Annotated in this window: 23 protein-coding genes and 1 pseudogene; 15 read left to right on the top strand and 9 right to left on the bottom strand. The window is 69.0% G+C overall.

The genetic code is table 11. The features are described from left to right. Positions 1-57: 57 nt before the first annotated feature. The 5 genes from AC0685_RS17805 to AC0685_RS17825 are packed head-to-tail and all read left to right on the top strand — an operon-like array spanning position 58 to position 4,912. Entirely contained in the window at positions 58-867 is an 810-nt protein-coding gene (locus AC0685_RS17805; RefSeq protein ID WP_478226511.1) for an ABC transporter ATP-binding protein, read from the top strand. Beyond that, positions 864-1,640 carry an ABC transporter ATP-binding protein gene (locus AC0685_RS17810; protein ID WP_478226512.1) on the top strand — a complete coding sequence of 259 codons (777 nt, stop codon included), beginning with the start codon at positions 864-866 and terminating at the stop codon, positions 1,638-1,640. The genes AC0685_RS17805 and AC0685_RS17810 overlap by 4 nt, the downstream gene beginning before the upstream one ends. Continuing rightward, a complete protein-coding gene (locus tag AC0685_RS17815) occupies positions 1,637-2,515 on the top strand; it encodes a branched-chain amino acid ABC transporter permease (RefSeq protein WP_478226513.1) in 879 nt (292 codons plus the stop codon). Before AC0685_RS17810 ends, AC0685_RS17815 begins: the two co-directional genes overlap by 4 nt. Further along, entirely contained in the window at positions 2,508-3,665 is a 1,158-nt protein-coding gene (locus AC0685_RS17820) for a branched-chain amino acid ABC transporter permease (protein WP_478226514.1), read from the top strand. Before AC0685_RS17815 ends, AC0685_RS17820 begins: the two co-directional genes overlap by 8 nt. Continuing rightward, positions 3,662-4,912, top strand: coding sequence for an ABC transporter substrate-binding protein (locus AC0685_RS17825; RefSeq protein ID WP_478226515.1), 1,251 nt, complete (start codon positions 3,662-3,664; stop codon positions 4,910-4,912). The genes AC0685_RS17820 and AC0685_RS17825 overlap by 4 nt, the downstream gene beginning before the upstream one ends. On the opposite strand, the gene AC0685_RS17830 is transcribed toward AC0685_RS17825, so the two are convergent. Continuing rightward, positions 4,854-5,912 carry a Glu/Leu/Phe/Val dehydrogenase dimerization domain-containing protein gene (locus tag AC0685_RS17830; RefSeq protein WP_478226516.1) on the bottom strand — a complete coding sequence of 353 codons (1,059 nt, stop codon included), beginning with the start codon at positions 5,910-5,912 and terminating at the stop codon, positions 4,854-4,856. The genes AC0685_RS17825 and AC0685_RS17830 overlap by 59 nt on opposite strands. Before the next feature lie 111 nt (positions 5,913-6,023). Here AC0685_RS17830 and AC0685_RS17835 point away from each other — a divergent pair, with 111 nt between their 5' ends. The 3 genes from AC0685_RS17835 to AC0685_RS17845 all read left to right on the top strand — a co-directional run bounded on the left by AC0685_RS17835 (position 6,024) and on the right by AC0685_RS17845 (position 7,514). Continuing rightward, positions 6,024-6,503 carry an Lrp/AsnC family transcriptional regulator gene (locus tag AC0685_RS17835; RefSeq protein WP_125681177.1) on the top strand — a complete coding sequence of 160 codons (480 nt, stop codon included), beginning with the start codon at positions 6,024-6,026 and terminating at the stop codon, positions 6,501-6,503. 116 nt (positions 6,504-6,619) lie between these two features. Then, complete coding sequence (locus AC0685_RS17840; protein ID WP_478226517.1) at positions 6,620-6,889, top strand: hypothetical protein; 270 nt, start codon at positions 6,620-6,622, stop codon at positions 6,887-6,889. A 40-nt stretch (positions 6,890-6,929) separates the two neighbouring features. Beyond that, positions 6,930-7,514, top strand: a complete 585-nt coding sequence (locus tag AC0685_RS17845) for a GNAT family N-acetyltransferase (protein ID WP_478226518.1) — start codon at positions 6,930-6,932, stop codon at positions 7,512-7,514. Positions 7,515-7,529: 15 nt separating this feature from the next. Here AC0685_RS17845 and AC0685_RS17850 read toward each other — a convergent pair whose 3' ends face one another. Beyond that, positions 7,530-8,159, bottom strand: coding sequence for a YigZ family protein (locus AC0685_RS17850; protein WP_478226519.1), 630 nt, complete (start codon positions 8,157-8,159; stop codon positions 7,530-7,532). Between the two features lie 551 nt (positions 8,160-8,710). Between AC0685_RS17850 and gltB the strand changes: the two genes are divergently transcribed. The 4 genes from gltB (at position 8,711) to AC0685_RS17870 (ending at position 17,457) form a co-directional block, all read left to right on the top strand. Beyond that, on the top strand, positions 8,711-13,249 hold the full coding sequence (gene gltB, locus AC0685_RS17855) for a glutamate synthase large subunit (protein ID WP_478226520.1): 4,539 nt from the start codon (positions 8,711-8,713) through the stop codon (positions 13,247-13,249). Continuing rightward, a complete protein-coding gene (locus AC0685_RS17860; protein WP_478226521.1) occupies positions 13,242-14,693 on the top strand; it encodes a glutamate synthase subunit beta in 1,452 nt (483 codons plus the stop codon). Before gltB ends, AC0685_RS17860 begins: the two co-directional genes overlap by 8 nt. A gap of 318 nt (positions 14,694-15,011) precedes the next feature. Next, complete coding sequence (locus AC0685_RS17865; protein ID WP_478226522.1) at positions 15,012-16,424, top strand: Dyp-type peroxidase; 1,413 nt, start codon at positions 15,012-15,014, stop codon at positions 16,422-16,424. Positions 16,425-16,671: 247 nt separating this feature from the next. After that, positions 16,672-17,457, top strand: coding sequence for a DeoR/GlpR family DNA-binding transcription regulator (locus AC0685_RS17870; protein WP_034312927.1), 786 nt, complete (start codon positions 16,672-16,674; stop codon positions 17,455-17,457). On the opposite strand, the gene AC0685_RS17875 is transcribed toward AC0685_RS17870, so the two are convergent. From AC0685_RS17875 to AC0685_RS17895, 5 genes and pseudogenes are all read right to left on the bottom strand, one after another. Continuing rightward, entirely contained in the window at positions 17,447-18,340 is an 894-nt protein-coding gene (locus AC0685_RS17875) for an ROK family protein (protein ID WP_478226670.1), read from the bottom strand. The two genes, AC0685_RS17870 and AC0685_RS17875, sit on opposite strands and share 11 nt — an antisense overlap. Positions 18,341-18,411: 71 nt before the next feature. Continuing rightward, positions 18,412-19,041, bottom strand: a complete 630-nt coding sequence (locus AC0685_RS17880) for a response regulator (RefSeq protein ID WP_478226523.1) — start codon at positions 19,039-19,041, stop codon at positions 18,412-18,414. Further along, a complete protein-coding gene (locus AC0685_RS17885; protein WP_478226524.1) occupies positions 19,038-20,321 on the bottom strand; it encodes a sensor histidine kinase in 1,284 nt (427 codons plus the stop codon). Before AC0685_RS17885 ends, AC0685_RS17880 begins: the two co-directional genes overlap by 4 nt. A 3-nt stretch (positions 20,322-20,324) precedes the next feature. Continuing rightward, entirely contained in the window at positions 20,325-21,065 is a 741-nt protein-coding gene (locus AC0685_RS17890) for an ABC transporter permease (protein ID WP_478226525.1), read from the bottom strand. Positions 21,066-21,075: 10 nt separating this feature from the next. Beyond that, a pseudogene (locus AC0685_RS17895) lies at positions 21,076-21,984 on the bottom strand (ABC transporter ATP-binding protein). A gap of 313 nt (positions 21,985-22,297) precedes the next feature. On the opposite strand from AC0685_RS17895, the gene AC0685_RS17900 reads away from it, so the two are divergent. Beyond that, complete coding sequence (locus AC0685_RS17900; RefSeq protein ID WP_005162643.1) at positions 22,298-22,504, top strand: CbtB domain-containing protein; 207 nt, start codon at positions 22,298-22,300, stop codon at positions 22,502-22,504. 14 nt (positions 22,505-22,518) lie between these two features. Continuing rightward, positions 22,519-23,274 carry a CbtA family protein gene (locus AC0685_RS17905; protein WP_478226526.1) on the top strand — a complete coding sequence of 252 codons (756 nt, stop codon included), beginning with the start codon at positions 22,519-22,521 and terminating at the stop codon, positions 23,272-23,274. Positions 23,275-23,336: 62 nt separating this feature from the next. On the opposite strand, the gene AC0685_RS17910 is transcribed toward AC0685_RS17905, so the two are convergent. Together AC0685_RS17910 and AC0685_RS17915 are read right to left on the bottom strand one after the other, a co-directional pair. Continuing rightward, positions 23,337-24,797 (bottom strand): cobyric acid synthase, encoded by a 1,461-nt coding sequence (locus AC0685_RS17910; protein ID WP_478226527.1) that lies wholly within the window; start codon positions 24,795-24,797, stop codon positions 23,337-23,339. Beyond that, positions 24,794-25,726 carry a cobalamin biosynthesis protein gene (locus AC0685_RS17915; RefSeq protein ID WP_478226528.1) on the bottom strand — a complete coding sequence of 311 codons (933 nt, stop codon included), beginning with the start codon at positions 25,724-25,726 and terminating at the stop codon, positions 24,794-24,796. The genes AC0685_RS17910 and AC0685_RS17915 overlap by 4 nt, the downstream gene beginning before the upstream one ends. A 36-nt stretch (positions 25,727-25,762) precedes the next feature. Here AC0685_RS17915 and AC0685_RS17920 point away from each other — a divergent pair, with 36 nt between their 5' ends. Beyond that, a complete protein-coding gene (locus AC0685_RS17920; protein WP_478226529.1) occupies positions 25,763-26,368 on the top strand; it encodes a bifunctional adenosylcobinamide kinase/adenosylcobinamide-phosphate guanylyltransferase in 606 nt (201 codons plus the stop codon). The last annotated feature ends 2 nt before the right edge of the window (positions 26,369-26,370 follow it).

Raw genomic sequence — 26,370 nt, forward strand, 5'->3', positions numbered from 1 at the left:
CCACGCAGGATGACCGCCACCGATCGTGACTCGGGTCACACGGATGGAGGAGGCGGCTTGCTGAGTGTCCGTGATCTTCAAGTGCGGTACGGCCGATCGGTGGCCGCACTGCACGGGGTCGACCTCGACGTTTCACCTGATGGAGTACTGGCCGTCCTCGGCAGCAACGGCGCCGGGAAATCGACCCTCCTGCGTACGGTTTCCGGCACGCTGCGTATGCACCGCGGCTCGGTTTCCGCCGGCGAGGTGCGCTACGACGGCAAACCACTGACCAAACTGGACCCGGCCCGCATCGTCGGTCTCGGCGTGGTCGGCGTCCCCGAGGGCCGTCAGGTCTTCGCGCGGATGACGGTCGAGGAGAACCTGCGCGCGGGCGGGATCGGCGCCCGCTCCCCCGGGCAGCGCGCCGCCGCGCGCAAACGCGTCGACGAACTCTTCCCGGTCCTGGCCGAGCGGGCCAAACAGCGCGCGGGCCTGCTCTCCGGCGGCGAACAGCAGATGCTCGCGATCGGCCGCGCGCTGATGTCCGGCCCGCGGCTCCTCCTGCTCGACGAACCTTCGCTCGGTCTCGCGCCGAAGATCGTCGAGCGGATCGGCGACATCATCCGCGAGATCCACGACCAGGGCACCGCCGTGGTGCTGGTCGAGCAGAACGCCGTGATGGCGTTGCGCGTCGCCGATCACGCGATCGTCCTGGAGGTGGGCCGGGTCGCGCTCGCCGGGACGACAGCCGAACTCGCCGCGAGCGAGGAGGTCCAGCGGCTCTACCTCGGCGGTCACGCCGAATCGCAGGCCACCGCCGAAGCCGAAGCCGCCGACGCCCGCAAGCAGCTCGCGGGCCGGAGCCTGTCGAGGTGGGCCGGATGACGCCGCCCGAGCTGCAGGTCGAGAGCGTGACCCTGCGCTTCGGCGGGATCAGGGCGCTCGACGACGTCTCTTTCACCGTCGGTTCCGGTTCGCTGCACGCGCTCATCGGGCCGAACGGCGCCGGCAAATCCAGCTGTTTCAACGTGATCAGCGGGCTTTACCGGGCGAACACCGGCAGAATCCGACTCGGCGACGCCGTCCTTTCCGGACTCCCGCCGCACCGGCTGGCGGGCCTCGGCGTCGGCCGGTCGTTCCAGAACGCCGCCCTCTCTCCCGGCTCGACCGTGCTCGACAACGTCATGCTCGGACGGCACGCGCTGACCAAGGGCGGCTTCCTCGCCTGCGGGCTCCGGCTGCCGTGGACGGTCCGCGCCGAACGACGGCATTCCGCGCGGGTGCGGGAGATCTGCGACTTCCTCGGGATCGGCGCACTGGTGGATCTCCCGGTCGGCGCGCTGCCCTACGGCGCGGTGAAACGCGTCGACCTCGCCCGCGCGCTCGCCGTCGAACCCGTCCTGCTGCTGCTCGACGAACCCGCGGCGGGCATGAACGCGACCGAGACCGCCGAGCTGGCCGGGACGATCCGCGACGTCCGCGACGAGCTCGGCATCTCGATTCTCCTGGTGGAACACGACATGGGACTGGTGATGGGCATCGCGGACCGGGTCACCGTCCTGGACTTCGGCAGGCGTATCGCCGACGGCACACCGGCCGAGGTCCAGTCGGATCCGGACGTGATCAGGGCATATCTCGGCACGGAGGCCACGGCGTGAACACTTTCCTGCAACTCGTGGTCAACGGACTCGGCAAGGGCGCGGTGTTCGCGTTGCTGGCGCTGGGTTTCGTGATCATCTTCAAGGCCACCGAAGTGGTCAACTTCGCGCATGGATCACTCGTGCTCTTCGGCGGCTACCTGGTCGTCGTGACGCGCGAATCGCTCGGCTGGGCGGGCGCCTCACTGGTCGGCATCGTGTCGGCTGGTCTGCTCGCGCTCCTGCTGGAACGGTTCCTGCTGTCCCGCTCGCGGCACGCGGACGCGAACAGCCTGGCGCTGCTGACGATCGGCGTGGACGTGATCATCACCGAGGAGATCGTGCGCCGCCTCGGCGTCACGCTGCCGTTCCTCGGCGACGCCTGGGACGCGCAACCGTTCCAGATCGGCGGGATCACCCTGTTCCGCACGCATCTGGTGGCGCTGCTCGTCGCCGCCGTGCTGATCACCGCGTTCACCTTGGCGTTCAAGTACTCCAACTGGGGCGTCGCGATGCGGGCACAGGCCGAGAACCGCGAAGCCGCCGCACTGATGGGAATCCGCAGTTCCCGGGTGACGGCGACGGCGTGGGTGGTCGCCGGCGTGCTCGCCGGGGTCGCGGTGCTCTTCATCGCCACGCAGGACTTCTCCGGCGCGGGCCTGTCCCGCGGCACGCACTCCATCGCGCTCGCGGCGTTCCCCGCGGCCATCCTCGGCGGGCTGGACTCGACGGCGGGCGCGGTGGTGGGCGGCCTGGTCGTCGGGCTGGTCGAGGCGCTTTCGGCGCAGTACGTGTCGTTCGACTTTTCCAAGAGCGCGGTCTTCCTGGTGATGCTCGTGGTCCTGGTGGTGCGGCCGTCGGGGTTGTTCGGGACGAGGGAGAGCACCCGTGTCTGACACCGCCGTGAAAGCCCCGCCCGCCGCCCCGCCGACACCGCCCGCGAAACGCGACCGGGGACAGCTGATCAAGGCGCTGGCCTGGATCGCGCTGCTCGTCGTCCTGCTCGCGATCCCGCTGTACCTCGACGCCGCCTGGCTGAAGGCCGGGCAGTACATGATGATCGGCGGGGTCGGCGCGATCGGGCTGACCATGCTGGTCGGGCAGGCCGGGCAGTTGTCCTTGGCGCACGCGTTCTTCCTGCTGGCGGGCGCGACCGGGTACACCGTCCTTTCCGGACCGGTCGACGACGAGCGCGTGTTCGGGCTCGGCCTCGATCCCGGTCTCTCGCTGGTCGGCGCGGTGGTCGTCGCCGCGCTGCTCGGCTTGGCGTTCGCGCCGGTTTCCGGACGGCTGCGCGGGATCTATCTCGGTGTCGCGTCGCTTTCGCTGGTGTTCCTCGGGCTCTACTTCGGACAGTCGGCCGAGACACTGACCGGCGGGACGTCGACCGGGCGCAGCCCCGAACCGTTCTCGCTGTTCGGTTTCCCGTTCACCAACGACGGTCCCGAAATCGAGCTGATGGGCGTGCCGATCCGGCAGGCGGAACGGCTCTGGTACCTGTTCCTGCTGCTGACCGTGCTCGCGTTCGTGGTCGCCAAGGCGGCTGTGCGCAGCCGGGTCGGCCGGTCGTGGCGGGCGGTGCGGGACAACGAGGCCGCCGCGTCCGTGATGGGCGTCAGCGTCACGCGCGCCAAGGCCGGCGCGTTCGCCGTCTCGTCGGCGTACGCGGGACTCGCGGGCGCGATGACCGTGCTGTGGTTCGACATCCTCAAACCCGACGAGAGCGAGTTCGGCACGTACGGCATCAACATATCCATCGCCTTCCTGGCCATGGTGATCATCGGGGGACTCGGCTCGGTGCCCGGCGCGCTGGTGGGCGCGCTGATCGTCAACGGGCTGCCGCAGGTGCTTTCGCTGTACTCCGCCGATCTCGGCTGGTTCTCCGGAACCGGCGACGGCGCACTGACCCCGATCCTGGTCAGCTCGTTCGTCTACGGCGCCGCGATCATCCTCGTGGTGCTCTTCGAACCGGGCGGGCTCGCCGCGATCGGTCGCCGGATCACGTCAGCAAGGAAACCTCATCTCCCGGAGGAGCAAGACAAATGAAGCACACATATCCGGCCGTCGCGCTGGCGGCGGTCCTCGCCCTCTCGGCGTGCAGCACGAAGGCGGGCGACTCGGGGTCCTCGGGGGCGGACGGTTCGGGCGTCAAGACCGACAAAGGAGTGACGGCGTCGGAGATCACCCTCGGCGTGATGACCGACAAGACCGGGGTGTTCAAGAACCTCGGGCTCGGCATCACACAGGGGAACGAGTTGTGGGCCAAGGACTTCAACGCCGCGGGCGGGGCCTGCGGCCGTCAGGTCAAACTGGAGACCGTCGACCACGGCTACAAGGCGGACACGGCGAAGACGCTGTATCCGCAGATCGAGCCGAAGGTCCTCGGCTTCGTGCAGTTGCTCGGCTCGCCCGTGGTGGCCGCGCTGAAGCAGAACATCGCGTCGGACAAGACCGTCGCCGCGCCCGCGTCGTGGTCTTCGGAACTGCTCGACAACCAGTACGTGATGATCGTCGGGACGACCTACGACCTGGAGATCATCGACGGGCTGTCGTACTTCCAGGAACAGGGTCTGGTGAAGGACGGCGACACGATCGGGCACGTCTACATCGACGGCGAGTACGGCAAGAACGGCCTGCGCGGCTCGCAGTTCTACGCGAAGAAGCACAATCTGACGGTCAAGGAGGTCAAGGTGACCTCCACGGACAACGACCTCACCAACATCGTCACCGGGCTCAAGGGCGACGGCGTCAAGGCCATCGTCCTGACCACCACGCCGGCGCAGACCGGTTCCGCCCTCGCGGCGAACAAGGCGCTCGGGCTCAACGTCCCCGTGCTCGGCAACAACCCGGTGTTCGACCCGGTGCTGCTGAAGAGCCCGGCGGCGAACGCGCTGGACAAGCTGACGATCGTCGCCAGCAGCGTGCCGTTCTCCGCCGACATCCCCAAGGCCAAGGACGTCGCGACGAAGTACAAGGCGGCGTACAAGGAGACACCGAACGGCGGGATCCCCTACGGCTACGCGGTCGGCGAGGTCTGGGGCACGGTGCTCAAAAAGGCTTGCGAGAACAAGGACCTCACGCGGGACGGCATCGCCGCGGCGTTGAAGCAGACCACGTCGGCGAGCACGGGTGACCTGGTGGCGGCGCTGGACTTCTCGAAGGCGGGTACCCCGGCGACACGCCAGGTGTACGCGGCGACACCGGACGCGTCGGCCGAGGGCGGGGTCCGCTACGTCAAGCCGCTGTTCGAGGCTCCCGAGGCGAAAGAGTACGTGGCTCCGCACCAGAAGTGAGTCTCGTTTCGGCGAGTGCGTCCGCTTCGGCCAACGGTGTGGTGCCGTTGGCCGAAGCGGCGTCGAGAATCCTTCGCGTGGTCTCCTCCAGGGTTTCGACGCGGGCGAGCGCCTCGGCGTGGGTGAGATTCCCCTTCTCACGGCCGAGCGTGTAGACGACTCCCCCTGCACTCGCGACGAAATCGGGGATCCACAGGACACCCCGGGCGGCGAGGTCGTCGGCCACCGTGTCGTCGGTGAGCTGGTTGTTGGCCGGGCCGACAACCAGCGGCGCGGCGACCTCGGTTCCCGGGCCGAAGACCCCGCCCACGGCGGCCGGGATCAGGACGTCGGCGTCGATGCCGAGCACCTGATCCGGCCTCACCGGCTTCAGGCCTTGTGCGCGGGCCGCGGCGAGGCGTCGTTCGTCCACATCGGACACGACGACCTCGGCGCCCTGCCCGGCAAGTCCGGCGGCCAGGTGGGCGCCGACCGAGCCGTATCCGCCGATGACCACCTTGCGACCCTTCATCTCGTCGTCACCGAAGACCGCCCGCGCGCCCGCTCGCAGCGCGGCGAGCACACCGACGGCGGTCGGCCCGCTCGACGAACCGGTCCCGCCGTGCTCCTCGGGAAGGCAGAACACGTGCGGGGTCCGCTCGCGCAGCACGAGCATGTCGTCCGGGCCGGTTCCGACGTCCGGTCCGGCGAGATACGCGCCGTCGAGTGACGCGATGAGGTCGGCGTGGTCGAGCAGGATCTCGCGCCGCAGCTCGTCGGTCGGCACGGCGTCGAGGGCGACGACACTCTTGCCGCCGCCGAAGTCCAAGCCCGCGACCGCGCATTTGCGCGTCATCGCCGCGGACAGCCGCAGGACGTCGTCGATCGCGTCGTGGACACGCGGATAGACCTTGAACCGGCAGCCGCCGACGGCCGGGCCGAGGGCGCTCGAATGCACGGCCACCATCGTGGTCACTCCGGACCGCTGTCCCCTCCGGACGACCAACTCCTGTACGGACATCTCGCTTCCTCCCACGCATTTAGTCGGCTGATTGCGCTGAAGCTAGGCTGATTCCCAGGCTTACAGGGGAGTTGCCGAACGTTATTCGGCGAACGAGGTCAAGGAGTGGGCGTGGACGAACTTGATTCGGCGATCATCCGGGAACTCCAGGCGGATGCGCGGCAGTCGAACCGCGACATCGCCCGCAAGGTCGGCGTCGCGCCGTCGACCTGCCTGGAACGGACGCGGCTGCTGCGGGAGCGCGGAGTCATCCGCGGCTATCACGCCGACATCGACCTGCGCAGCCTCAACCGCGGCGTCCAGGCGATGGTCTCGGCGCAGGTGCGACCCTTGAGCCGGGAGGTGATCGACTCCTTCCAGCGTTCGGTCGCGGAATTGCCGGAAGTCCTTTCGGTCTTCGTCACCGCCGGCAGCGACGATTTCCTGATCCACGTCGCCGCACAGGACGTCGATCAGCTCCACGCATTCCTCGTGGATCGCTTGGCGAAGCGCAAGGAGATCATCGGCTTCCGCAGTTCGATCATTTTCCGGCATCTGCGCAAGACCGAACTGGAACCGCTTCCGCCGCGAATACCGGGTGATACCCCTTAGTGGACGACTCGCCGCCCTTCAGTCCGCCCGAAATCCCGGACTTCGCAGCCAAGGAGACGGAAACTGTCGGGGGTATGGGTTTAACTGGTCAGTGCGGGACGGAAAGGAGGCACGCCATGGACCTTCGGACGGACCTCAATCATCGTGAGCGGGCCACCCTGAGAGCCGTGGCCGAGGGCCACGCCGAGATCAGCTGCAGCCGCGAGCCGGACCTGTTCGTCGACGGCCTCGCCTGCTGCGACCAGCACACCGCGCATCGCCTCGCCCATCTCGGCCTGGTGGCGCCCGCCAGGGACGGCCGGTGGGGCGAGCGCGTTCCCGCCCTGCTCACCGAGGCCGGGGCGGCGGCGCTGGACGACCTCGCGGGCCCCGAAGCGGCCGCGTAATCGGGTTGCCAGGGCGGCTCGCCGTCGCCACGCTTTGCCGATGCGTGTCTTTCTGGAGACCGAGCGGCTCCTGCTGCGACAGTTCACCGACACCGACGTCGACCCTCTGTTCGCGCTCTACGACGACCCCGAAGTCATGCGCTACCTCAACGGTGGCGAACCCGCCGACCGGGCGGAGATCGAAAACCACGACCTTCCCGCCTTTATCGGTTACTACGAGCGTTTCCCCGGTTACGGGTTCTGGGCGGCGATCGAGAAATCGAGCGGGGATTTCCTGGGCTGGTTCCATTTCCGACCGTTGCGCGGTCACCACACCGATGATCCCGAGCTGGGTTACCGGCTGAACCGGTCGTCCTGGGGCAAGGGGTATGCGACCGAGGGTTCGCTGGCGATCGTTGAGAAGGGGTTCACCGAATTCGGCGCCCGGCGGATCTGGGCGGCGACCATGGCGGTGAACCTCGGGTCCCGGCGGGTCATGGAGAAGATCGGGATGCGGCACGTCCGGACCTATCACGAGCACTTCGACAACCCGATCCCCGGCACGGAAGAGGGCGAGGTCGAGTACGCCATCACGCTGGAGGAGTGGCGGGCCCGCGTCGGCCTCGTGAGTGGCAAGGACGGTTAGAACCGTCCTTACCACTCACGAGGTGGGCAGCCAGGTTTCGCCGATCTCCTCGGCGAGGGCCTCCCCGCCGGTGAGGTCGGCGAGCCAGGCGTGGAACATGTCTCCCTGGTCGGGCGCGAGTCCGACGTCGAAGTGCGCGACGTCTTCGAAGCGGGTCGCGTGCAGCAGGTACGGCGACGAGCGAATGTCGTTCTCCAGCCGTCCGGCCCGGTCGTAGTCGACGACGACCTCCACCAGCCGCAGCCGCCGGTACTCCCGGACGCCGATGACGTCGACGGCCTCCGAAACGGCTTGCCCGTACGCGCGGATCAGGCCGCCGGCCCCGAGCAGCACCCCACCGAAGTAGCGGGTCACCACCGCGACGGTGTCGGTCAGCTCCCGGCGGCGGAGCACCTCGAGCATCGGGGTGCCCGCCGTGCCCGCGGGCTCGCCGTCGTCACTCGAACGTTGAGTCCTGCCGTCGGCGCCTAACACGAACGCGTGACAGTGGTGCCGGGCCGCCGGATCGGCCTTCTTCCTGGCGGCGATCACCTCGCGGGCGGCCTCTTCCGAGGTGACCGGGGCGAGCGCGCAGAGGAAGCGCGACCGCCGGATTTCGATCTCGTGGACCCCGGTGCCCGCCACGGTGAGATAACGATCCGCCATCGGCCAAGCCTCTCAAACCGGCCGGGTCACTCTGCCGTTCGGGCGATTCGGCGGTCACCCGGGGTCATCGCAACACGGGCGCAACCCACTCTCCCGAGCGACCCAGGTCACACTTCTGGATGAGCCCGTCAGTCATAAGCGCAGGTCAACGTGCTGATGCTCCACTCAGTGGACATGTCATTCCAGCCAGTGGGCAGATGATGTTTGAAGTCAACGCCCGCGTGGCATTTCCCACCCCGACCAAGCGACGTATGTCGATAACAGCGATTTCACACTATCGTCATAAGACCGGCGAACCCGGGAGTAACACGTGTACCCGTCAGCCGCCCACCACAGTGGCCAGACGGCACCCACGTGCACAGCAGTACCGATATGCGCATCGGCCGCCCAGTGCAGTGCGGCTCTACGAGGCCTGCCCCCGTTTCCGCGGGCGGGATCGTTCCCTCTCGACTGACCATCGCGGTCCCGGACCACTCCGTTAACTGGTTCACGCACGAACCACCCGAACGGAGTGGTACCGGTCGCGCCGACGCCTTGGGAGGCGGCCAGCCGTGACCCACCATGCCAGCTACAAGGGCAGCAAGGCCCCCGAAGGCCTGTATGACCCGGAGTTCGAGCACGACGCCTGCGGTGTCGCGTTCGTCGCCGATCTCTCCGGTAAACGCGATCACGGCATCGTCGCCAAAGCGCTGATCGCGCTGCGGAACCTGGAACATCGCGGGGCTCGCGGCGCCGACCCGGAGACCGGCGACGGTGCCGGGATCCTCATCCAGGTCCCCGACGAGTTCTATCGCGACGTCGTCGGCTTCGACCTTCCCGAGCCCGGCGCGTACGCCGTCGGCACGGCTTTCCTTCCACAGGACGAAAACGCCCGTGGCCGGGCGATGACGACCATCGAGCGCGTCGCCGCCGAAGAGGGCATGCGCGTCCTCGGCTGGCGTGACCTTCCCGTCCACACCGAACACGTCGGCACCGGCGCGGCCGAGACCATGCCGTATTTCAGCCAGCTGTTCCTTGCCGGACAGGACGCGCTGGAGGGCCTCGCCCTGGAACGCGCCGCGTTCGTGGTGCGCAAACGCGCCGAGCACGCGCTCGTCGAGGACGACGTCTACTTCCCGAGCCTGTCCTCGCGCACGATCGTCTACAAAGGAATGCTCACCGAGCCGCAGGTCGAGAAGTTCTTCGCCGACCTCACCGACGAGCGCGTCACCAGCGCCATCGGCCTGGTGCACTCCCGCTTCTCCACCAACACCTTCCCGTCGTGGCCGCTGGCGCACCCGTACCGGTACGTCGCCCACAACGGCGAGATCAACACCCTGCGCGGCAACCGGAACTGGATGGACGCGCGTGAGGCGCTGCTCGAATCCGACCTGATCCCGGGTGATATCAAGCGGATCTACCCGATCATCACCCGCGGCGCGAGCGACTCGGCGTCCTTCGACGAGGTGCTGGAGCTGCTCCACCTCGGCGGACGCCCGCTGCCGCACGCGGTGCTGATGATGATCCCGGAGGCCTGGGAGAACCATCAGGAGATGGACCCCGCGCGCCGCGCGTTCTACGAGTTCCACTCGACGCTGATGGAACCGTGGGACGGCCCGGCGCTGGTCTCCTTCACCGACGGCACCCAGATCGGCGCGGTGCTCGACCGCAACGGCCTGCGCCCCGCCCGGTACTGGGTCACCGAAGACGGCCTCGTCGTCCTCGCCAGCGAGGTCGGCGTGCTGGAACTGGAGCAGTCCACGATCGTCCGGAAAGGACGGTTGGAGCCGGGCCGCATGTTCCTCGTGGACACGGCCGCCGGCCGGATCGTCGAGGACGAGGAGATCAAGGACCGGCTCGCCACCGAGCACCCGTACGACGAATGGGTCGAGGACGGGCTGCTCCCGCTCGACGGGCTTCCCGAACGTGAGCGCGAGATCCCGCCGCACGCCGCGCTCGTGCGCCGCCAGCAGGCTTTCGGCTACACCGAAGAAGAACTCGACGTCCTGCTCCAGCCGATGGCCCGCACCGGCGCGGAGCCGATCGGCTCGATGGGCAACGACTCCCCCATCGCGTCGCTGTCCAGCCGCCCGCGGCTGATCTTCGACTACTTCATCCAGCTCTTCGCCCAGGTGACCAACCCGCCGCTGGACGCGATCCGCGAGGAACTGGTCACCGCGCTCGGCACCCAGCTCGGCGCGCAGCCGAACCTGCTGACGGCCGACGCGTCGTCGTGCCGCCGGATCGTGCTGCCCTTCCCGGTGCTGGACAACGACGAGTTCGCCAAACTCGTGCACGTCAACGACGACGGCGATCTGCCAGAGTTCCAGGCCGTCACCGTGCACGGCACCTACGACGTCCACGGCGGCGGCGAGGCGCTCGTGCGGCGGCTCGACGAGATCCGGGCCGAGGTGTCCGCGGCCATCGCCGAGGGCGCGCGGCTGATCGTGCTCTCCGACCGCGGCATCGACGAGGACCACGCGGGTATCCCGTCACTGCTGCTCACCGGCGCGGTGCACCACCACCTGGTGCGCGAGAAGACCCGTACGCAGGTCGGCCTCATCGTCGAGGCGGGCGACGCGCGCGAGGTGCACCACATCGCACTGCTGGTCGGCTACGGCGTCGCGGCGGTGAACCCATACCTGGCGATGGCGACCGTCGAGGAGATGGCCGACCAGGGCCTGATCCCCGGCGTCACCGCGAAGCAGGCGACTGCGAACCTGATCAAGGCACTGGGCAAGGGCGTCCGCAAGACGATGTCGAAAATGGGAGTGTCCACAGTGGCCTCCTACACCGGCGCGCAGATCTTCGAAGCGGTCGGGCTCGGCGACGAGGTCATCCAGAACTGCTTCACCGGCACCACTTCCCGGCTCGGCGGCGTCGGCTTCGACACGCTCGCGCTGGAAGTCGCCGAGCGGCACCGCCGGGCGTTCCCGCGCGACGGTTTCCGCGCGAACCACCGCGAGCTGGAGACCGGCTCGGACTATCAGTGGCGCCGCGAGGGTGAGCCGCATCTGTTCAACCCGCAGACGGTGTTCAAGCTGCAGCACTCCACCCGTGCCGGGAAGTACGAGGTCTTCAAGGAGTACACGAAGGCCGTCGACGACCAGGCGCAGAAGCTGTACACGCTGCGCGGGCTGTTCGACTTCAAGATCGGGCAGCGGCCCGCCGTGCCGATCGAGGAGGTCGAACCGGTCTCCGAGATCGTCAAGCGGTTCGCCACCGGCGCGATCTCCTACGGCTCGATTTCGGCGGAGATGCACGAAACCCTGGCCATCGCGATGAACCGCCTCGGCGGCAAGTCGAACACCGGTGAGGGCGGCGAGGATCCGGAGCGGCTCTACGACCCCGAGCGCCGCAGCGCGGTCAAGCAGGTCGCGAGCGGCCGGTTCGGCGTCACGAGCGAGTACCTGGTCAACGCCGACGACATCCAGATCAAGATGGCGCAGGGCGCGAAGCCCGGCGAAGGCGGCCAGCTGCCCGGCGCGAAGGTGTACCCGTGGATCGCGAAGACGCGGCACTCCACGGCGGGTGTCGGGCTGATCTCGCCGCCGCCGCACCACGACATCTACTCGATCGAGGATCTCGCCCAACTGATCCACGACCTCAAGAACGCCAACCCGGCCGCGCGTATCCACGTGAAGCTCGTGTCCGAGGTCGGCGTCGGCACGGTCGCGGCCGGTGTGTCCAAGGCGCACGCGGACGTCGTGCTCATCTCCGGGCACGACGGTGGCACGGGTGCTTCCCCGCTGTCGTCGATCAAGCACGCGGGCGGCCCCTGGGAACTCGGGCTCGCCGAGACGCAGCAGACGCTGCTGGCCAACCGGCTGCGTGACCGCATCGTCGTGCAGACCGACGGCCAGCTCAAGACCGGCCGTGACGTCGTCATCGCCGCGCTGCTCGGCGCCGAGGAGTTCGGTTTCGCGACCGCGCCGCTGGTGGTCTCCGGCTGCATCATGATGCGGGTGTGTCACCTCGACACCTGCCCGGTCGGTGTCGCGACGCAGAACCCCAAGCTGCGTGAGAAGTTCAGCGGCAAGGCGGAGTACGTGGTGAACTTCTTCGAGTTCATCGCCCAGGAGGTCCGGGAGTACCTGGCTGAGCTGGGTTTCCGGTCCATCGCCGAGGCCGTCGGCCACGCGGAGATGCTCGACAAGCGCAAGGCGATCGACCACTGGAAGGCCGCCGGGCTCGACCTGTCGCCGATCTTCCACGTGCCCGACATGGCCCCGGCCGGACTGCGGCACCAGCAGACGGTGCAGGACCACGGGCTGGAGAAGGCGCTCGACAACACGCTGATCCAGCTCGCCGAGGGCGCGCTGTCCTCCGGGGACAAGGTGCGGCTGGAGTTGCCGGTCCGCAACGTGAACCGGACCGTGGGCACCATGCTCGGCCACGAGCTCACCAAGCGGTGGGGCGGCGAAGGCCTGCCGGACAACACGATCGACGTCACCTTCACCGGGACCGCCGGTCAGTCGTTCGGCGCGTTCGTGCCCAAGGGCATCACGCTGCGGCTCTACGGTGACGGCAACGACTACGTCGGCAAGGGCCTCTCCGGTGGACGGCTCATCGTGCGGCCGCCGAAGGTGGCGCGGTACAACGCCGAAGAGCACATCATCGCGGGCAACGTGATCGGCTACGGCGCGACCAGCGGCGAGATCTTCATCCGCGGCAAGGTCGGCGAGCGGTTCTGCGTGCGAAACTCGGGCGCGCTGGCCGTCGTCGAGGGCGTCGGCGACCACGGCTGCGAGTACATGACCGGCGGCCGTGTCGTCGTGCTCGGCAGCGTGGGCCGCAACTTCGCGGCCGGGATGTCGGGCGGCGTCGCCTACGTGCTGGACCTGCCCGCGCACCGGATCAACCCGGAGATGGTCGACGTCGACCCGCTGGATTCGTCCGATGTGGACTTCCTGCGCGAGGCGCTCGAAAAGCATTACGACGAAACGGAGTCCGCGGTCGCGCGTGCGCTGCTCGCCGATTGGGACGCCGCCGTCGACCGGTTCGGCAAGGTCATGCCGAAGGACTACAAGCGCGTGCTCGCGGCGCAGGCTGAGGCCGAGCGCGACGGGCGTGACGTGAACGAGGCGATCATGGAGGCCGCACATGGCTGACCCCAAGGGCTTTCTGACCACCACTCGCGAGACGCCCAAGAGCCGTCCCGTCGACCTGCGCCTGATGGACTGGCGCGAGGTGTACGAGGACTTCGCGACGTCGAAGCTGCAGAAGCAGGCCGGACGCTGCATGGACTGCGGCATCCCGTTCTGTCACCAGGGCTGCCCGCTCGGGAACCTCATCCCCGAGTGGAACACGCTGACCTGGCGTGACGATTGGCGCGACGCGGCCGAGCGGTTGCACGCGACCAACAATTTCCCGGAGTTCACCGGGACCCTCTGCCCGGCGCCGTGCGAGACGGCGTGTGTGCTCGGGATCAACGACGATCCCGTCACCATCAAGCGGGTCGAGATCTCGATCATCGACCGGGCCTTCGAAGAAGGCTGGGTCACGCCGGAATCGCCGGTCGTCAAGACCGGCAAGAAGGTGGCGGTGGTCGGATCCGGCCCGTCGGGACTCGCCGCGGCGCAGCAGCTCACGCGCGCGGGCCACAGCGTCGTGGTCTTCGAGCGGGCCGACAAGATCGGCGGGCTGCTGCGCTACGGCATCCCCGAATTCAAGATGGAGAAGCACCGGCTCGACCGGCGCCTCGACCAGATGCGGGCCGAGGGCACGGAGTTCCGGACCTCGGTGAACGTCGGCGTCGACCTCACCGTCGAGGAGCTCAAGTCGTCCTACGACGCCGTGGTCCTCGCCGGCGGCGCGACCGCGTGGCGCGACCTGCCGATCCCCGGCCGCGAGCACGCCGGTATCCACCAGGCGATGGAGTTCTTGCCGCACGCCAACCGGGTCGCCGCCGGAGAGCTGGACGTCTCGCCGATCAACGCCGAAGGCCTCGACGTCGTGGTCATCGGCGGTGGCGACACCGGCGCGGACTGCGTCGGGACGTCGCACCGCCAGGGCGCGAAGTCGGTGACGCAGCTGGAGATCATGCCGAAGCCGCCGCTTTCGCGGTCCGACGCGCACCCGTGGCCGACGTACCCGATGATCTACCGCGTCTCTTCCGCGCACGAAGAGGGTGGCGAGCGGCTGTACTCGGTCAACACCCAGGAGTTCCTGGCCGACGCGGGCGGGCGCGTGCGCGCGCTGAAGCTGGTCGAGGTGCGCAACGAGGGCGGCAAGTTCGTCCCGGTCGAAGGCACGGAACGCGAACTGCCCGCGCAGCTGGTGCTGCTCGCGATGGGCTTCGTCGGCCCGGAGCGGGAAGGCCTGCTGGAGTCGCTCGACGTCGAACTGGACCAGCGCGGCAACGTCGCCCGCGACAAGTCCTTCAAGACCAGCGTCGACAACGTGTTCGTGGCGGGCGACATGGGCCGAGGCCAGTCGCTCATCGTGTGGGCGATCGCCGAAGGCCGCTCCGCCGCGGCCGGGGTGGACGCGTTCCTCACCGGGCGAGACGTGCTGCCCGCCCCGATCGCGCCGACCGACCGGCCGCTCACCTAGGCCGCTTTTAGCGCGTGAAGGCCCCCTTCCCCTTGGGTGAACCCAAGGGGAAGGGGGCCTTCACGCGTGTTACTCCCTCGCGCGTTTAGTCCTCTGCATGCGGTAGTTGCGTGCGCAACCACCGCATGCAGAGGACTAAATGCGGGGCGTGATCGGCACACTGGTCCTTTCGAGTGAAAGAACCGCCGAAAGAGTGTAGTTACGGGTGATGACAGCGAGCTTTCGGTATCGGTTGTATCAAGGGTAAGACCCGCACGGCGACCGGCATCAGACCTGCCGGGGCCGCCGGACGGGTTCTCAAGGAGGGGGTTCCTTGCCATGTCCGTCGATCTGACCATGCCCTTGGAATGGAAGACCGCGACCGGCGACGCCGCGAAGATGCTCGACGAACTACAGCCGAACATCCTCAAAGCACACGCTCGCGACCATTTTTCCGCACTGTTCCTCCGTTTTTCGGAGGTCCAGGACGCGATGAAGTTCCTCGCGTCGCTCGTCCCGCTGATGAAGTCCGCGAAGACCCACCTGACCGAGGTCGAGCGCTTCAAAACCGAAGGGGTGAAGGGGGCGCCCTACGTCGGCACCGGACTGACCGCGGCCGGCTACCGGTTCCTGAAAATCGAGGTGCCGCAAGACGCATCGTTCCGTCTCGGCATGCGTGCGCAGGAGACCCGCGAGAAGCTGAACGACCCGCCGCGCTCCACGTTCGACGGTGGATACCACGACGAGATCCACGCGGTCGTCATCATCGGCGACGCCGAGGACGCTCCGATGACCGCGCGCCGGAACGAGGTTCTGGCACTGATTCCGTCGACGGTTTCCGTCGTCGCCGAGGAAACCGGACTCGGGCGGGTGAACGCCAACGGGAACGGAATCGAACATTTCGGCTACGTCGACGGCCGGAGCCAGCCGCTCTTCCTGGTCGAGGACATCCACGCGGAAAAGACGGAAACGGACGGCATCGGAGTCTGGGATCCGACCGCTCCGCTGAACCAGGTGCTCGTCCCGGATCACGCCGCCCCCGATCCAGGAGTGCATTTCGGCAGCTACTTCGTTTTCCGCAAACTGGAACAGAATGTGCGGCGATTCAAGCAGTCCGAGGAGGATTTGGCGGATCAATTGGGCCTCGTCGGCGAAGACCGGGAACGGGCGGGCGCGATGATCGTCGGCCGTTTCGAAGACGGCACCCCGCTGACCGCGCAACGGGAAGAGGGTGCGGAAAGTCCGGTACCGAACAACTTCGACTACGGAAGTGACGCCGCCGGCGCCAAATGCCCCTTCCAAGCCCATATCCGGAAGACGAACCCGCGCGGCAGCGGAGGCGCGGAACAGCCGCCGCAGGAACGCCTGCACCTGATGGCGCGGCGGGGCGTGCCCTACGGCGAACGAGCCGACGATCCGAACGCCGACCTGCCACCGTCGGCCCGGCCCAGCGGCGGCGTCGGGCTGCTGTTCATGGCGTTCAATTCGGTGCTGGGCAACCAGTTCGAGTTCACCCAGGCGACCTGGTCGAACAACCCGGGGTTCCCGATCCCGCCCGCCGGGGTCAAGCCGCCGGGCCTCGACCCGGTCATCGGCCAGGGCCCGCGGCCGGAATCCGTCTACACCACGGAATGGGCGGGCGACCGCACGGTGACCGCGGATCCGATCCCGCAGTCGGTGACACTGAAGGGCGGCGACTACTTCTTCATGCCGTCGCTCGCGTTCCTGCGCGGGCTCGGCGGCAAGGGCTGATCGGGTTATCCGCTAAACGTCACCGAAACGGGCGTAAAGCGGATATCAGTTTGGAGTCGGCGGAGATAGCCTGCGAAACGGGCCGGTCCTGGGCGTACCGGCCACCGGGCGGACGCCGGTCACACTGGGGGTGGCCGGCGCCCGCCCATTTAGCTTTCTCCCGGCGTCCCGAGCCTGCCCCTTTCGCGACGCGTAGTACTTTGTCCGGTGCGGTAAGCGACATCGGGCTTCGGGGAGGGAGCTGGGGATGAATCGGCATGAACGACTCACGGCATTATTGGACATGGTGGGAGAGCGGGAAAAAGTCGACGTCGAGGTTTCGGCGGGCGAACTCGGTGTCTCCCCCGCGACGATCCGCCGGGACCTCGATCACCTGGCCGGGCGCAATCTCGTGGTCCGCACCCGCGGCGGCGCCGTGGCGAGCAACGTCGCCTACGACCTTCCGTTGCGGCACAAGGCGGCGCGCAACGCGCCCGAACAGCAACGGATTTCCGCCGCCGCGGCCAGAATGGTCGACCCCGGCATGGTGGTCGGCCTCAACGGCGGCACCACGAGCACCGAAGTGGGCCGCGCGCTCGCGACCCGGCCGGACATGGGCGAGCCGACCGGAGGGCCGTCGCTCACCGTGGTGACGAACGCGCTCAACATCGCCCACGAACTCGCCGTCCGGCCCAATATCAAGATCGTGGTGACCGGCGGGGTCGCACGGCAGCAGTCGTTCGACCTGTCCGGGCCGCTGTCGCACCTGTTCCTCGACCAGATCTCGCTCGATCTGGTGTTCCTCGGGGTGGACGCCTTCGACCCGGTGCACGGCGCGCAGGCGCATCACGAGGGCGACGCGAGCACGAACCGGCTGATGGCCGCCCGTGCCCGGCAGGTCGTCGTGCTCGCCGACAGCGGGAAACTCGGCGGTCACGCCTTCGCGAAGATCTGCGCGACCACCGACGTCGACGTTCTCGTCACCGATGGCCGCGCGGATCCGGAGCGGGTGCACGCCTTCGAGGAGGAAGGCGTGCGCGTGGTCAAGGCTTGAGCCGGTCCAGCGCCAGCAGCGCCGCGCCGAGCCTGCCCGCCTCGTCGCCGAGCTGCGCGATCCGCAGTTCGGGCATCCGCTGGAACTGCAGGTTCGCCGCCAGCCACGCGCGTACGGGTTCGAGGACGTAGTCGCCCGCGGTGAACAGGCCGCCACCGAGGACGACGACTTCGGGCGCCAACAGCGTGACCAGGGTCTTGATGCCGTGGCCGAGCCCTTCGAGCGCGTCGTTGACCACGGAGATCGCGGCCTCGTCGCCGTGCCGGGCGGCGTCGACCACCTGCTCGGCGCCGTCGGCGGGCCGTCCGGTGTGCTCGCTGTAGCGGCGGGCGATGGCCGACGCGGAGGAGATCGCCTCGAGACATCCCGTCGCGCCGCACCCGCACGGCAGCCGGTGGCCGACGTCGATATGCCCGATCTCGCCGCCTTGCCCGCCCGCGGCGTACAGCTTCCCGTCGAGCTGGAGCGCGGCCGCGATCCCGGTGCCGACCGGGATGAAGGCGGCGTCGGTGCAGCCCTTGCCCGCGCCGACGCGGAACTCCGCGAGCCCGCCGGCGCGGACGTCGTGCCCGAACGCGAACGGCAGCCCCAGCCTGCGGTCGAGCATCTCGCCGAACGGCACGTTCCGGAAGTCGAGGTTCGCCGAGAACCGGGCCACTCGCCCGACTTCGTCGACGATGCCGGGGATGACCACGCCGACGGCGTCCGGCGTCCCGGTCCCCGCCTGCTTGCCCAGCGTTTCCACGATCCGCGCGACCTGGTCCGCGAGCGCCTCGCCGTCCGCTCCGCGGGCCGTCGGCTCGCGCAGGCTGGCGAGGTCTTTCAGGTCCGCGTCGTACAGGGCCGCCTTGATGGACGTTCCGCCGACATCGAGTGCCGCCACCGCAGGTGTCATAGCTGGATTTTGGCATGCGCCCCGCCGCGGACCGCAAGGATTCCGCCGACGCCGCGCCATCAGCCGCGCGGTGTCAGGTACCCCTGGGAGAACGCCGTGGCCACGGCCGCCGCCCGGTCCTTGACGCCGAGTTTCGCGTACACGTGCAGCAGGTGGGTCTTCACCGTCGCTTCGCTGATGAACAGCCTCTTCGCGGCCTCACGATTCGTCGAGCCCTGGGCGATCAGTTCCAGGACTTCCAGTTCACGGTGTGAGAGCGGGCCTGAAGTCGGCTGCCGCATCTGGCCCATCAACCGGGTCGCGACGGCGGGAGAAAGCATCGCCTTCCCCTGCGCGGCCGCCTCCACCGCGCGGAACAGTTCTTCCCTCGGCGCGTCCTTCAGCAGGTAGCCGGTGGCACCGGCCTGGATGGCGGGCAGCACGTCGCTGTCCGTGTCGTAGGTGGTGAGCACGAGGATCCGCGAAGTCACCCCGCGTTTCGCCAGCTCCTCGATGGCGGTGACGCCGTCGATCCGGGGCATCCGCAGATCCATGAGGATCACGTCGGGACGGAGCTTCACCCCGGCGGTGATGGCCTCCTCGCCGTCCCCGGCCTCGCCGAGGACATCGAAGCGCGGGTCTGCGCTGAACATGCCCCGCAGTCCGTCCCGTACCACGGGATGGTCGTCGACGATCAGCAGCGAGATCACTGCTCCGCTCCGGCCGGGATCGCCGGTACGGACGCCGAGATCGCGGTGCCCCCGCCCGGCTCCGACTCGATGTCGAGGCGGCCGGCGAGGCGCTGCACGCGCTGGCGCATACCGGTCAGCCCGAACCCTCCGTCGGCGGAACCGTTGGCGCGCTTGGCGGTGGGTTCGAAGCCCACACCGTCGTCACGCACGTCGAGCGTCACCAGATCCTCCATGTACGACAGGGTCAGGCCGACTCGGCCCGCCTTCGCGTGCTTGGCCACGTTGGCCAGTGCTTCCTGCGCGGCCCGGAGCAGCGTCACCTCGACATCGGCGTGCATCGGCCGGGGGTCGCCGGTGGTGGTCAGCACCGCCTCGATGTGGTTCACCTCCGACCAGCGCCTGGTCACCTCGCCGATCGCGTCCTGGAGCCTGCCCTCGGCGAGTGGCTCCGGCTGCACCGCGTGCACCGTCCGGCGTGCCTCGGTCAGGCTCTCCCTCGCGAGGTTCATCGCGTTCGTCACGTGCCGGTGCAGCACCGGAGGCTCGTCCAGGGTCTGCTCGGCGGCCTGGAGCTGGGTGAGGATGCCTGCCAGGCCCTGGGCCAAGGTGTCGTGGATGTCCCTGGCGATCCGCTGCCGCTCGTCGAGCACCCCGGCCTCCCTGGCCTGGACCAGCAGCTGGGCGTGCAGGCCGGCGTTCTCCTCCAGCGCCGCCTCCAGCCTGGTGTTCGCCTCGTTCAGCTCGGCGAGCGCCTGCTTCTGTTTGAGGTTGCGCTGGTCCGACTGCTCGGCGATCCGGGAGAAAGCCCCGGCCAGCACGGTGATGATCACGCTGAGCGCCGCCCACGCCGCCCACATGTTCTCGTCCCGGATCCCGGTCAGCCCGCCCAGGTACGCCACCGCCGAGATCACGGACGTGGCGGCGACCCCGGCGTACCGCCAGCGGCCTTTCAGGTAATGGAACGCCTGGGGGTAGCCGATGAAGGCGAACAGGCCGTACCACGGCGCGACCGCGACCAGGCAGGCCGTCAGCACCATCAGGCCCGTGTAGTACAGGCCCATCAGCGGGCCGTTCCGGTGCCATTCCGGATGAAGCGTGTGGAACCAGAAGGTCCAGGCCAGGATCGCGGCCGAAAGCGTGAGCACTGTCGGCAGGTGTACCGGCACCCGCCAGATCGGCAGCAGCACCGCGATGAGCACGCCGATCGCCAGCAGGACGTACGGAAGGACGTTGAAGACCTTCGTCTCGACCCGTTCCCAGCGGTCGAACTCCGCACGCAGCTCCGCTTCGATGCCCACGACTCACTCCCAGCGGAAGTACCGGGCGGCCAGCCCGCCTGCAGTGATCGTCCACCCCAGCAAGACCGCCACCTGCAGTGGTTGCGGCCAGTGACCGGCGGCGGCGTCCTGCAATGATTGCACGCCCGCACCCAGCGGAGTGAAGTCGCTGATCGTCCGCAGGACGTCGTTCATCTCGGCGCGCGGCACCCAGAGACCGGCGAAGAACAGGATCGGAAAGAACAGCAGGGTCCCGATCGCGCCCGCGCTCTTGCCGGTCGGCGCGACGGAGGCGACCAGCAGGCCGATCGCGAACATCGCCAGCGCCGTCAGCAGATAGGCGATCAGGTACGCGAAGAGCTGCCGGGGCAGGCCCACGTCGTACATCACCCTGCCGATGGCCAGCACGACCAGCATCGTCGCCACGGACATGATCGTGGACATCAGCAGCTGGGCGCCGAGCATGACGTGCGGTTTGACCGGGGTGGTCCGCATGCGCCGCAGCACCCCCTTCTCCCGGTAGGTGGCGAGCAGCTGGGACACGCTGTTGAGCGCGAACATGGCGAGCCCCATCGTGACGATGATCGGCAGGTACAGGGTGATCGCCCTGGCGCCGCCGAGGTCCGCGCTGGGTTCTCGCAACGCGGGGAACGCGCCGAGGACGACGAGCAGGAGCGGTGGGAACGCGAGCACGAAGAACACGAGCATCGGCTCGCGGAAGAAGAGTTTGGTCTCGGCGACGGTGAGCCGGGCGAGGGCGGACATGGTGTTCTCCTCAGGAGTCGATGGTGCGGCCGGTGAGCGCGACGAACGCGTCGTCCAGCGACGCCTGCTCGACCCGCAGGCCGGCCGCGGTGACCTGGTTGCGGGCGAGCACGGTGGTGACGGCGAGCAGCAGGTTGCCCGTGCCGGTCACGACGAGCTGGTCGCCCGCGCGGTCGACCGAGGTGACCTCGGGCAGCGCGGTCAGCACGGAGTGGTCCAGCGGGGCGGACGGACGGAACCGGATGCGTTGCCGGTCGTCGACGCCGGCGACCAGCCCGGCCGGGGTGTCGAGCGCGACGACGCGGCCGGCGTCGATCACCGCGAGCCGGTCGCACAGTCGTTCGGCTTCCTCCATGAAATGCGTGACCAGCAGGATCGTGACGCCGCGGTCGCGGACGCGCTCGATCAGGCCCCACGCGTCACGGCGCGCCTGCGGGTCCAGGCCGGTGGTGAGCTCGTCGAGCACCGCCACCCTCGGGTTGCCGATCAGCGCGAGCGCTATCGACAGCCGTTACTTCTGTCCGCCGGACAACCTGCGGAACTGGGTGTCGATCTTGGCGGTCAGGTCGAGGATGCCGAGAAGCTCCCGCCAGTCGGCCGGTTCACGGTAGAAGGAGCCGTACAGCTCCATCGCCTCGCCGACCTTGAGCTTGTCCGGCAACTCGCTTTCCTGCAGTTGCGCGCCGAGCAGCTGCCGCAGCTCGCCGGTTTCGCTTCGCGGGTCGATCCCGCAGACCCGGATGGTCCCGCCGTCCGGGACGCGCAGCCCCTCGACGCACTCGACCGTCGTGGTCTTGCCTGCCCCGTTGGGGCCCAGAATGCCGAAGATCTCGCCCTGCTCGACGGCGAAACCGACCCCGTTCACCGCGGTGTGGTCGCCGTAGCGTTTGACGAGGTCTTCCACCTCGATGATTGCCATACGAAGACCATGCCGCGCGGCGGGGGTCCGCCGAATCAACCGCGTGGCCACGGCTGAGGCGGGCGACGGTGGAGCCCCCATCAACCGATCGGTGGATGCCCGTGACGTCACGAGCCTGCGCCGATCGGGTTCCGTCACATTGACCGGACGCTTCGTGGCGACCTACGCTCGGTCGGCCAGACGACGGCACCCGGAACGCGGTGAGAATCCGCGCGGTCGCGCCACTGTGACCCCGAGCCATCGGGGAAGCCAGACCCGGAGCCGTCGTGACACCCCTGAAGAGGCCGCGCTAGCCCGAGGAGGTCCCACCGCCATGTCCGAAGCGGTAGCCGCAGTACCCGTCCCCGTCCGGATCCCCGTCCGCGAGATCCTGCCCTGGGCGGTGCTCGTCATCCTCCTTTCGCTGATCACGCTGTACTTCATCAGCGCCGAGCAGGGCGCGGTGTCGGTGTTCGCGAACTCGTACGTCCACGAGTTCGTCCACGACGGCCGGCATCTGCTGGCCTTCCCGTGCCACTAGGCGGCACGCGCCCCATGATGAGGACCTTGCTGGTCCGCGGCATGCTCGCGGGCCTGGTCGCCGGTGTCCTGGCGACCCTTTTCGCGTACTTCTTCGGCGAGCCTTCGGTCGATACCGCCATCGGTCTCGAAGGCACCGCCACTCATTCGCACAGTGCTCCGGGTGCCCATGAACACGCCCCGGCCGAGGCCGAGGAAGAGCTCGTCACCCGTGGTGTGCAGAGCACCGTGGGCCTGCTGACCGGCGTCGGCCTGTACGGGGTCGCCGTCGGCGGGCTGTTCTCGCTCGCGTTCGCCTTCGTCTACGGGCGCCTCGGCACTTTGCGGCCGCGGGTGACCGCGGCTCTGCTCGCCGGTGGCGCCTTCGTGGTCGTGTTCCTGGTGCCGTTCCTGAAGTACCCGGGGAATCCGCCCGCGGTCGGTCAGGCGGGCACGATCGGAAGCCGGACTTCGCTGTACTTCGGTTTCGTCGCGCTTTCGCTGCTGGTCGGCATCCTCGCGGCGGCGTTCGGCCGGAAGCTGGCCGACAAGCTCGGCGCCTGGCGCGGCGGCCTGATCGCCGCGGGCGGGTACGTAGTGCTGATCGGGGTGGCGGCGGCGCTGTTGCCGTCGATCGACGAAGTCCCCGACGGGTTCCCGGGTTCCACGCTGTGGACGTTCCGGCTCGCGTCGGTCGGGACGCAGGTGGTGCTCTGGACCGCGCTCGGCCTGACCTTCGGCGCCTTGGCCGAGAAGGCGTTGGGGCGTAAAGACACCGTGCGGGTTAGCTAGCATTTAGTCCTCTGAATGCGGTAGTTGCGTGCGCAAGGACCGCATTCAGAGGACTAAATGCGTCAGGGGACGCCGGGCGGCACGAACGGCAGGCCGCCGTCGGCACCCTTCTCTATCAGCCGCAGCAGAGCCTCGATGTCGACGTGTTCCTCGACGGCGTCGGCGAGCCGGTCCAGCATGCTCTCCCGCAACGCGCCGAAACCCGGTGCCCCGGCGGCGGGTGACCAGTCCGCCACCTCGCCCAGCCAAGCGCGGCGGAAACCATCGTTCTCGAAGGCTCCGTGCCACATCGTGCCCCACACCGCGCCCTGCCGGTATCCGTCCAAAAAGGACTCGGCGGGGCCGGTGGCGGTCACGGTGCCGTGGTGGATTTCGTACGCCTCCACGGGTTGCCCGCGCCAGGAACCCGTCGGGCGGGCCAGCACCTTGTCCGGGCTGAACGAGACGCTGGTGGGCAGCAGACCGAGACCGGGTACCGTTCCGGCGCCGGACTCGACGTCGTCCTCGATCTCGGCGGCCAGCATCTGATAGCCGCCGCAGATCCCCAGCACCGGACGCCCTGCCTCGGCCCGCGTCCGCACGGCGTCCGCCAGGCCGCGCGCACGCAGCCACGCCAGGTCGTCCACGGTCGCGCGGGAACCCGGCAGGATCACCACGTCGGCGGAAAGGACCGTGTCCGGATCGGCGGTCAGCGCGACCGAGACCCCGGGCTCGGCGGCGAGCGCGTCGACGTCGGTCGCGTTGGAGGCACGCGGAAACCGCACGACGGCGACCCGGAGCGACCCACCCGAAGCGCCCCACCCCGCGGCGGCGAGCGCGTCCTCCGAGTCGATCCACACCTGGTCGAGCCAGGGCAGCACGCCGAAGACCTCGCGGCCGGTGAGCTTTTCCAGCGTCTCCAGTCCCGGCCGCAGCAGGCCGACGTCACCGCGGAACTTGTTGACCAGCCAGCCCGAAACCAGCGCCTGGTCTTCGGCGGACAGCAGGGCGAGGGTGCCGAACATCGCGGCCATGACGCCCCCGCGGTCGATGTCGCCGACGACGACCACAGGCAGGCCGAAGCGCCGCGCCAGCCCCATGTTGACGTAGTCGCCTTCGCGCAGGTTGATCTCAGCCGGGCTGCCCGCGCCTTCGCACAGCACGACGTCGAAGCGTCGTCGCAACGAAGAAAACGTGTCGAAGGCGATTTCGGCGAGGCCTTCCCGCCCCGTGGCGTACTCCCCCGCTTCCAGCGTGCCGAACGGTCTCCCGAGCGCGACGACGTGGCTGCGGCGATCGCTCCCCGGTTTCAGCAGCACCGGGTTCATCGCGGCTTCGGGTTCGACGCGGGCCGCCCGCGCCTGGAGCCATTGCGCGCGGCCGATCTCGGCGCCGTCCGCGCACACCATCGAGTTGTTCGACATGTTCTGGGACTTGAACGGCGCGACGCGCACGCCCCGGCGCGCGAGCCAGCGGCACAACGCGGCGGTGACCAGGCTCTTGCCCGCGTCCGACGTCGTCCCCGCGACGAGCAGGCCGCTCACCGCGTGACCGCCACCGCGACGGCGAGCGCGGCGAGACCGACCGCCCTCGACAACCGGACCGCGCGGCGCACGTCCACCGGTTCCGGCTCGCGGCCGTCGCCGAGGACGCCGCGGCGTTCGGTGCGTCCGCCGTAGCTGTTCGTCCCACCCAGCCTGATCCCGAGCGCGCCGGCGAAGGCGGCCTCGACCTGGCCCGCGTTGGGGCTCGGATGGTGCTTCCCGTCGCGCCGCCAGATCCGGAAGGCGGGTTTGGCGAAACCGCCGGCCAGTGGCGCCGACGCCACGGTGAGCGCCGCGCCGACCCGGGACGGCACCAGGTTCGCCAGGTCATCGGTTCTCGCCGACGCCCAGCCGAAGTTGGCGTACTTCGGGGACCGGTAGCCCACCATCGCGTCGAGCGTGTTCAGCGCGCGGTAACCCAGCAGGCCGGGGATCCCGGCGACCGCCCCCCACAGCAGCGGCGCGATGACCGCGTCCGAGGTGTTCTCGGCGATGGACTCGGTGGTCGCCCGCGCGAGTTGTCCGGTGTCGAGCCCGGTGGCGTCGCGGGCGCACAGATGCGAGAGCCGCTGCCGCGCGGCAGGCAGGTCGCCGTCGTCGAGCAACCGGGCCATGCGGGTGCCCTCGGCCGCGAGCCCCTTGCCGCCCAGAACCACCCAAGTGGACGCCGCGGTGAGCGCGAAGCGCGCGAACGGACGCTTCCGGGTCAAGAACTGGGCCGCGACCCCCAATCCGGTGACGGTGCCCGCGCAGACGGCGGTGTACGCCGCGCCCCGCACCTTCGAATCGGCGTAAACCCGCTGTTCGAGGGCTTGCGCGGCCCGCCCGAAGCCCGCGACCGGATGCCTCCTCCGTGGATCTCCGAACACTGCGTCGGCGACGTAACCGGTCACGAGTCCGGCTGCGGTGGCGGCTTGTCGGAGTGGCACGTGGCGAACCGTAGCGCGTGCACGAGAATGCGGGGTATGACCAAGCTGACGCATCGCCTCGCGAAGGTCCTGGAGACCCTCGCGCGGGCACTTCGCCGCTATTCGCGCGACGACGGCAAGGTGCTGATACTGGGCGGCGTCCGCTCTGGGAAGTCACACCACGCCGAGCGGCTCGCGTCCCGCCACCCGCACCTGACCTACATCGCGCCCGGGCTGCCGCCGAGCGCCGAAGATCCCGAATGGGCCGCCCGGGTGGCCGCGCACCGCGCACGGCGGCCGGGCCACTGGAAGACGGTGGAGACCACCGACCTGGCCACGGTGCTGCGCACGGCGACGCATCCGCTGCTCATCGACTGTCTCGGCACGTGGATCAGCCGGGTGCTCGACGAGGTCGGCGCCTGGGAGCAACGCAAGGGCTGGGAACGGCGGCTCGACGACCGGCTGGAGGACTTCCTGGCGGCGTGGGAGCAGGCCTCCGTGCCGGTGATCGCGGTCAGCAACGAGGTCGGCAGCGGTGTGGTGCCCGCGACGGTGTCCGGACGCGTGTTCCGTGATGTGCTGGGCGCGGTGAACAACCGGGTGTCCGCCGTGTCCGACCGGACCGTGCTGGTCGTCGCCGGACGGATGCTCGACCTGCCTTAGGA

This window comes from Amycolatopsis sp. NPDC043889 (genome assembly GCF_056435645.1).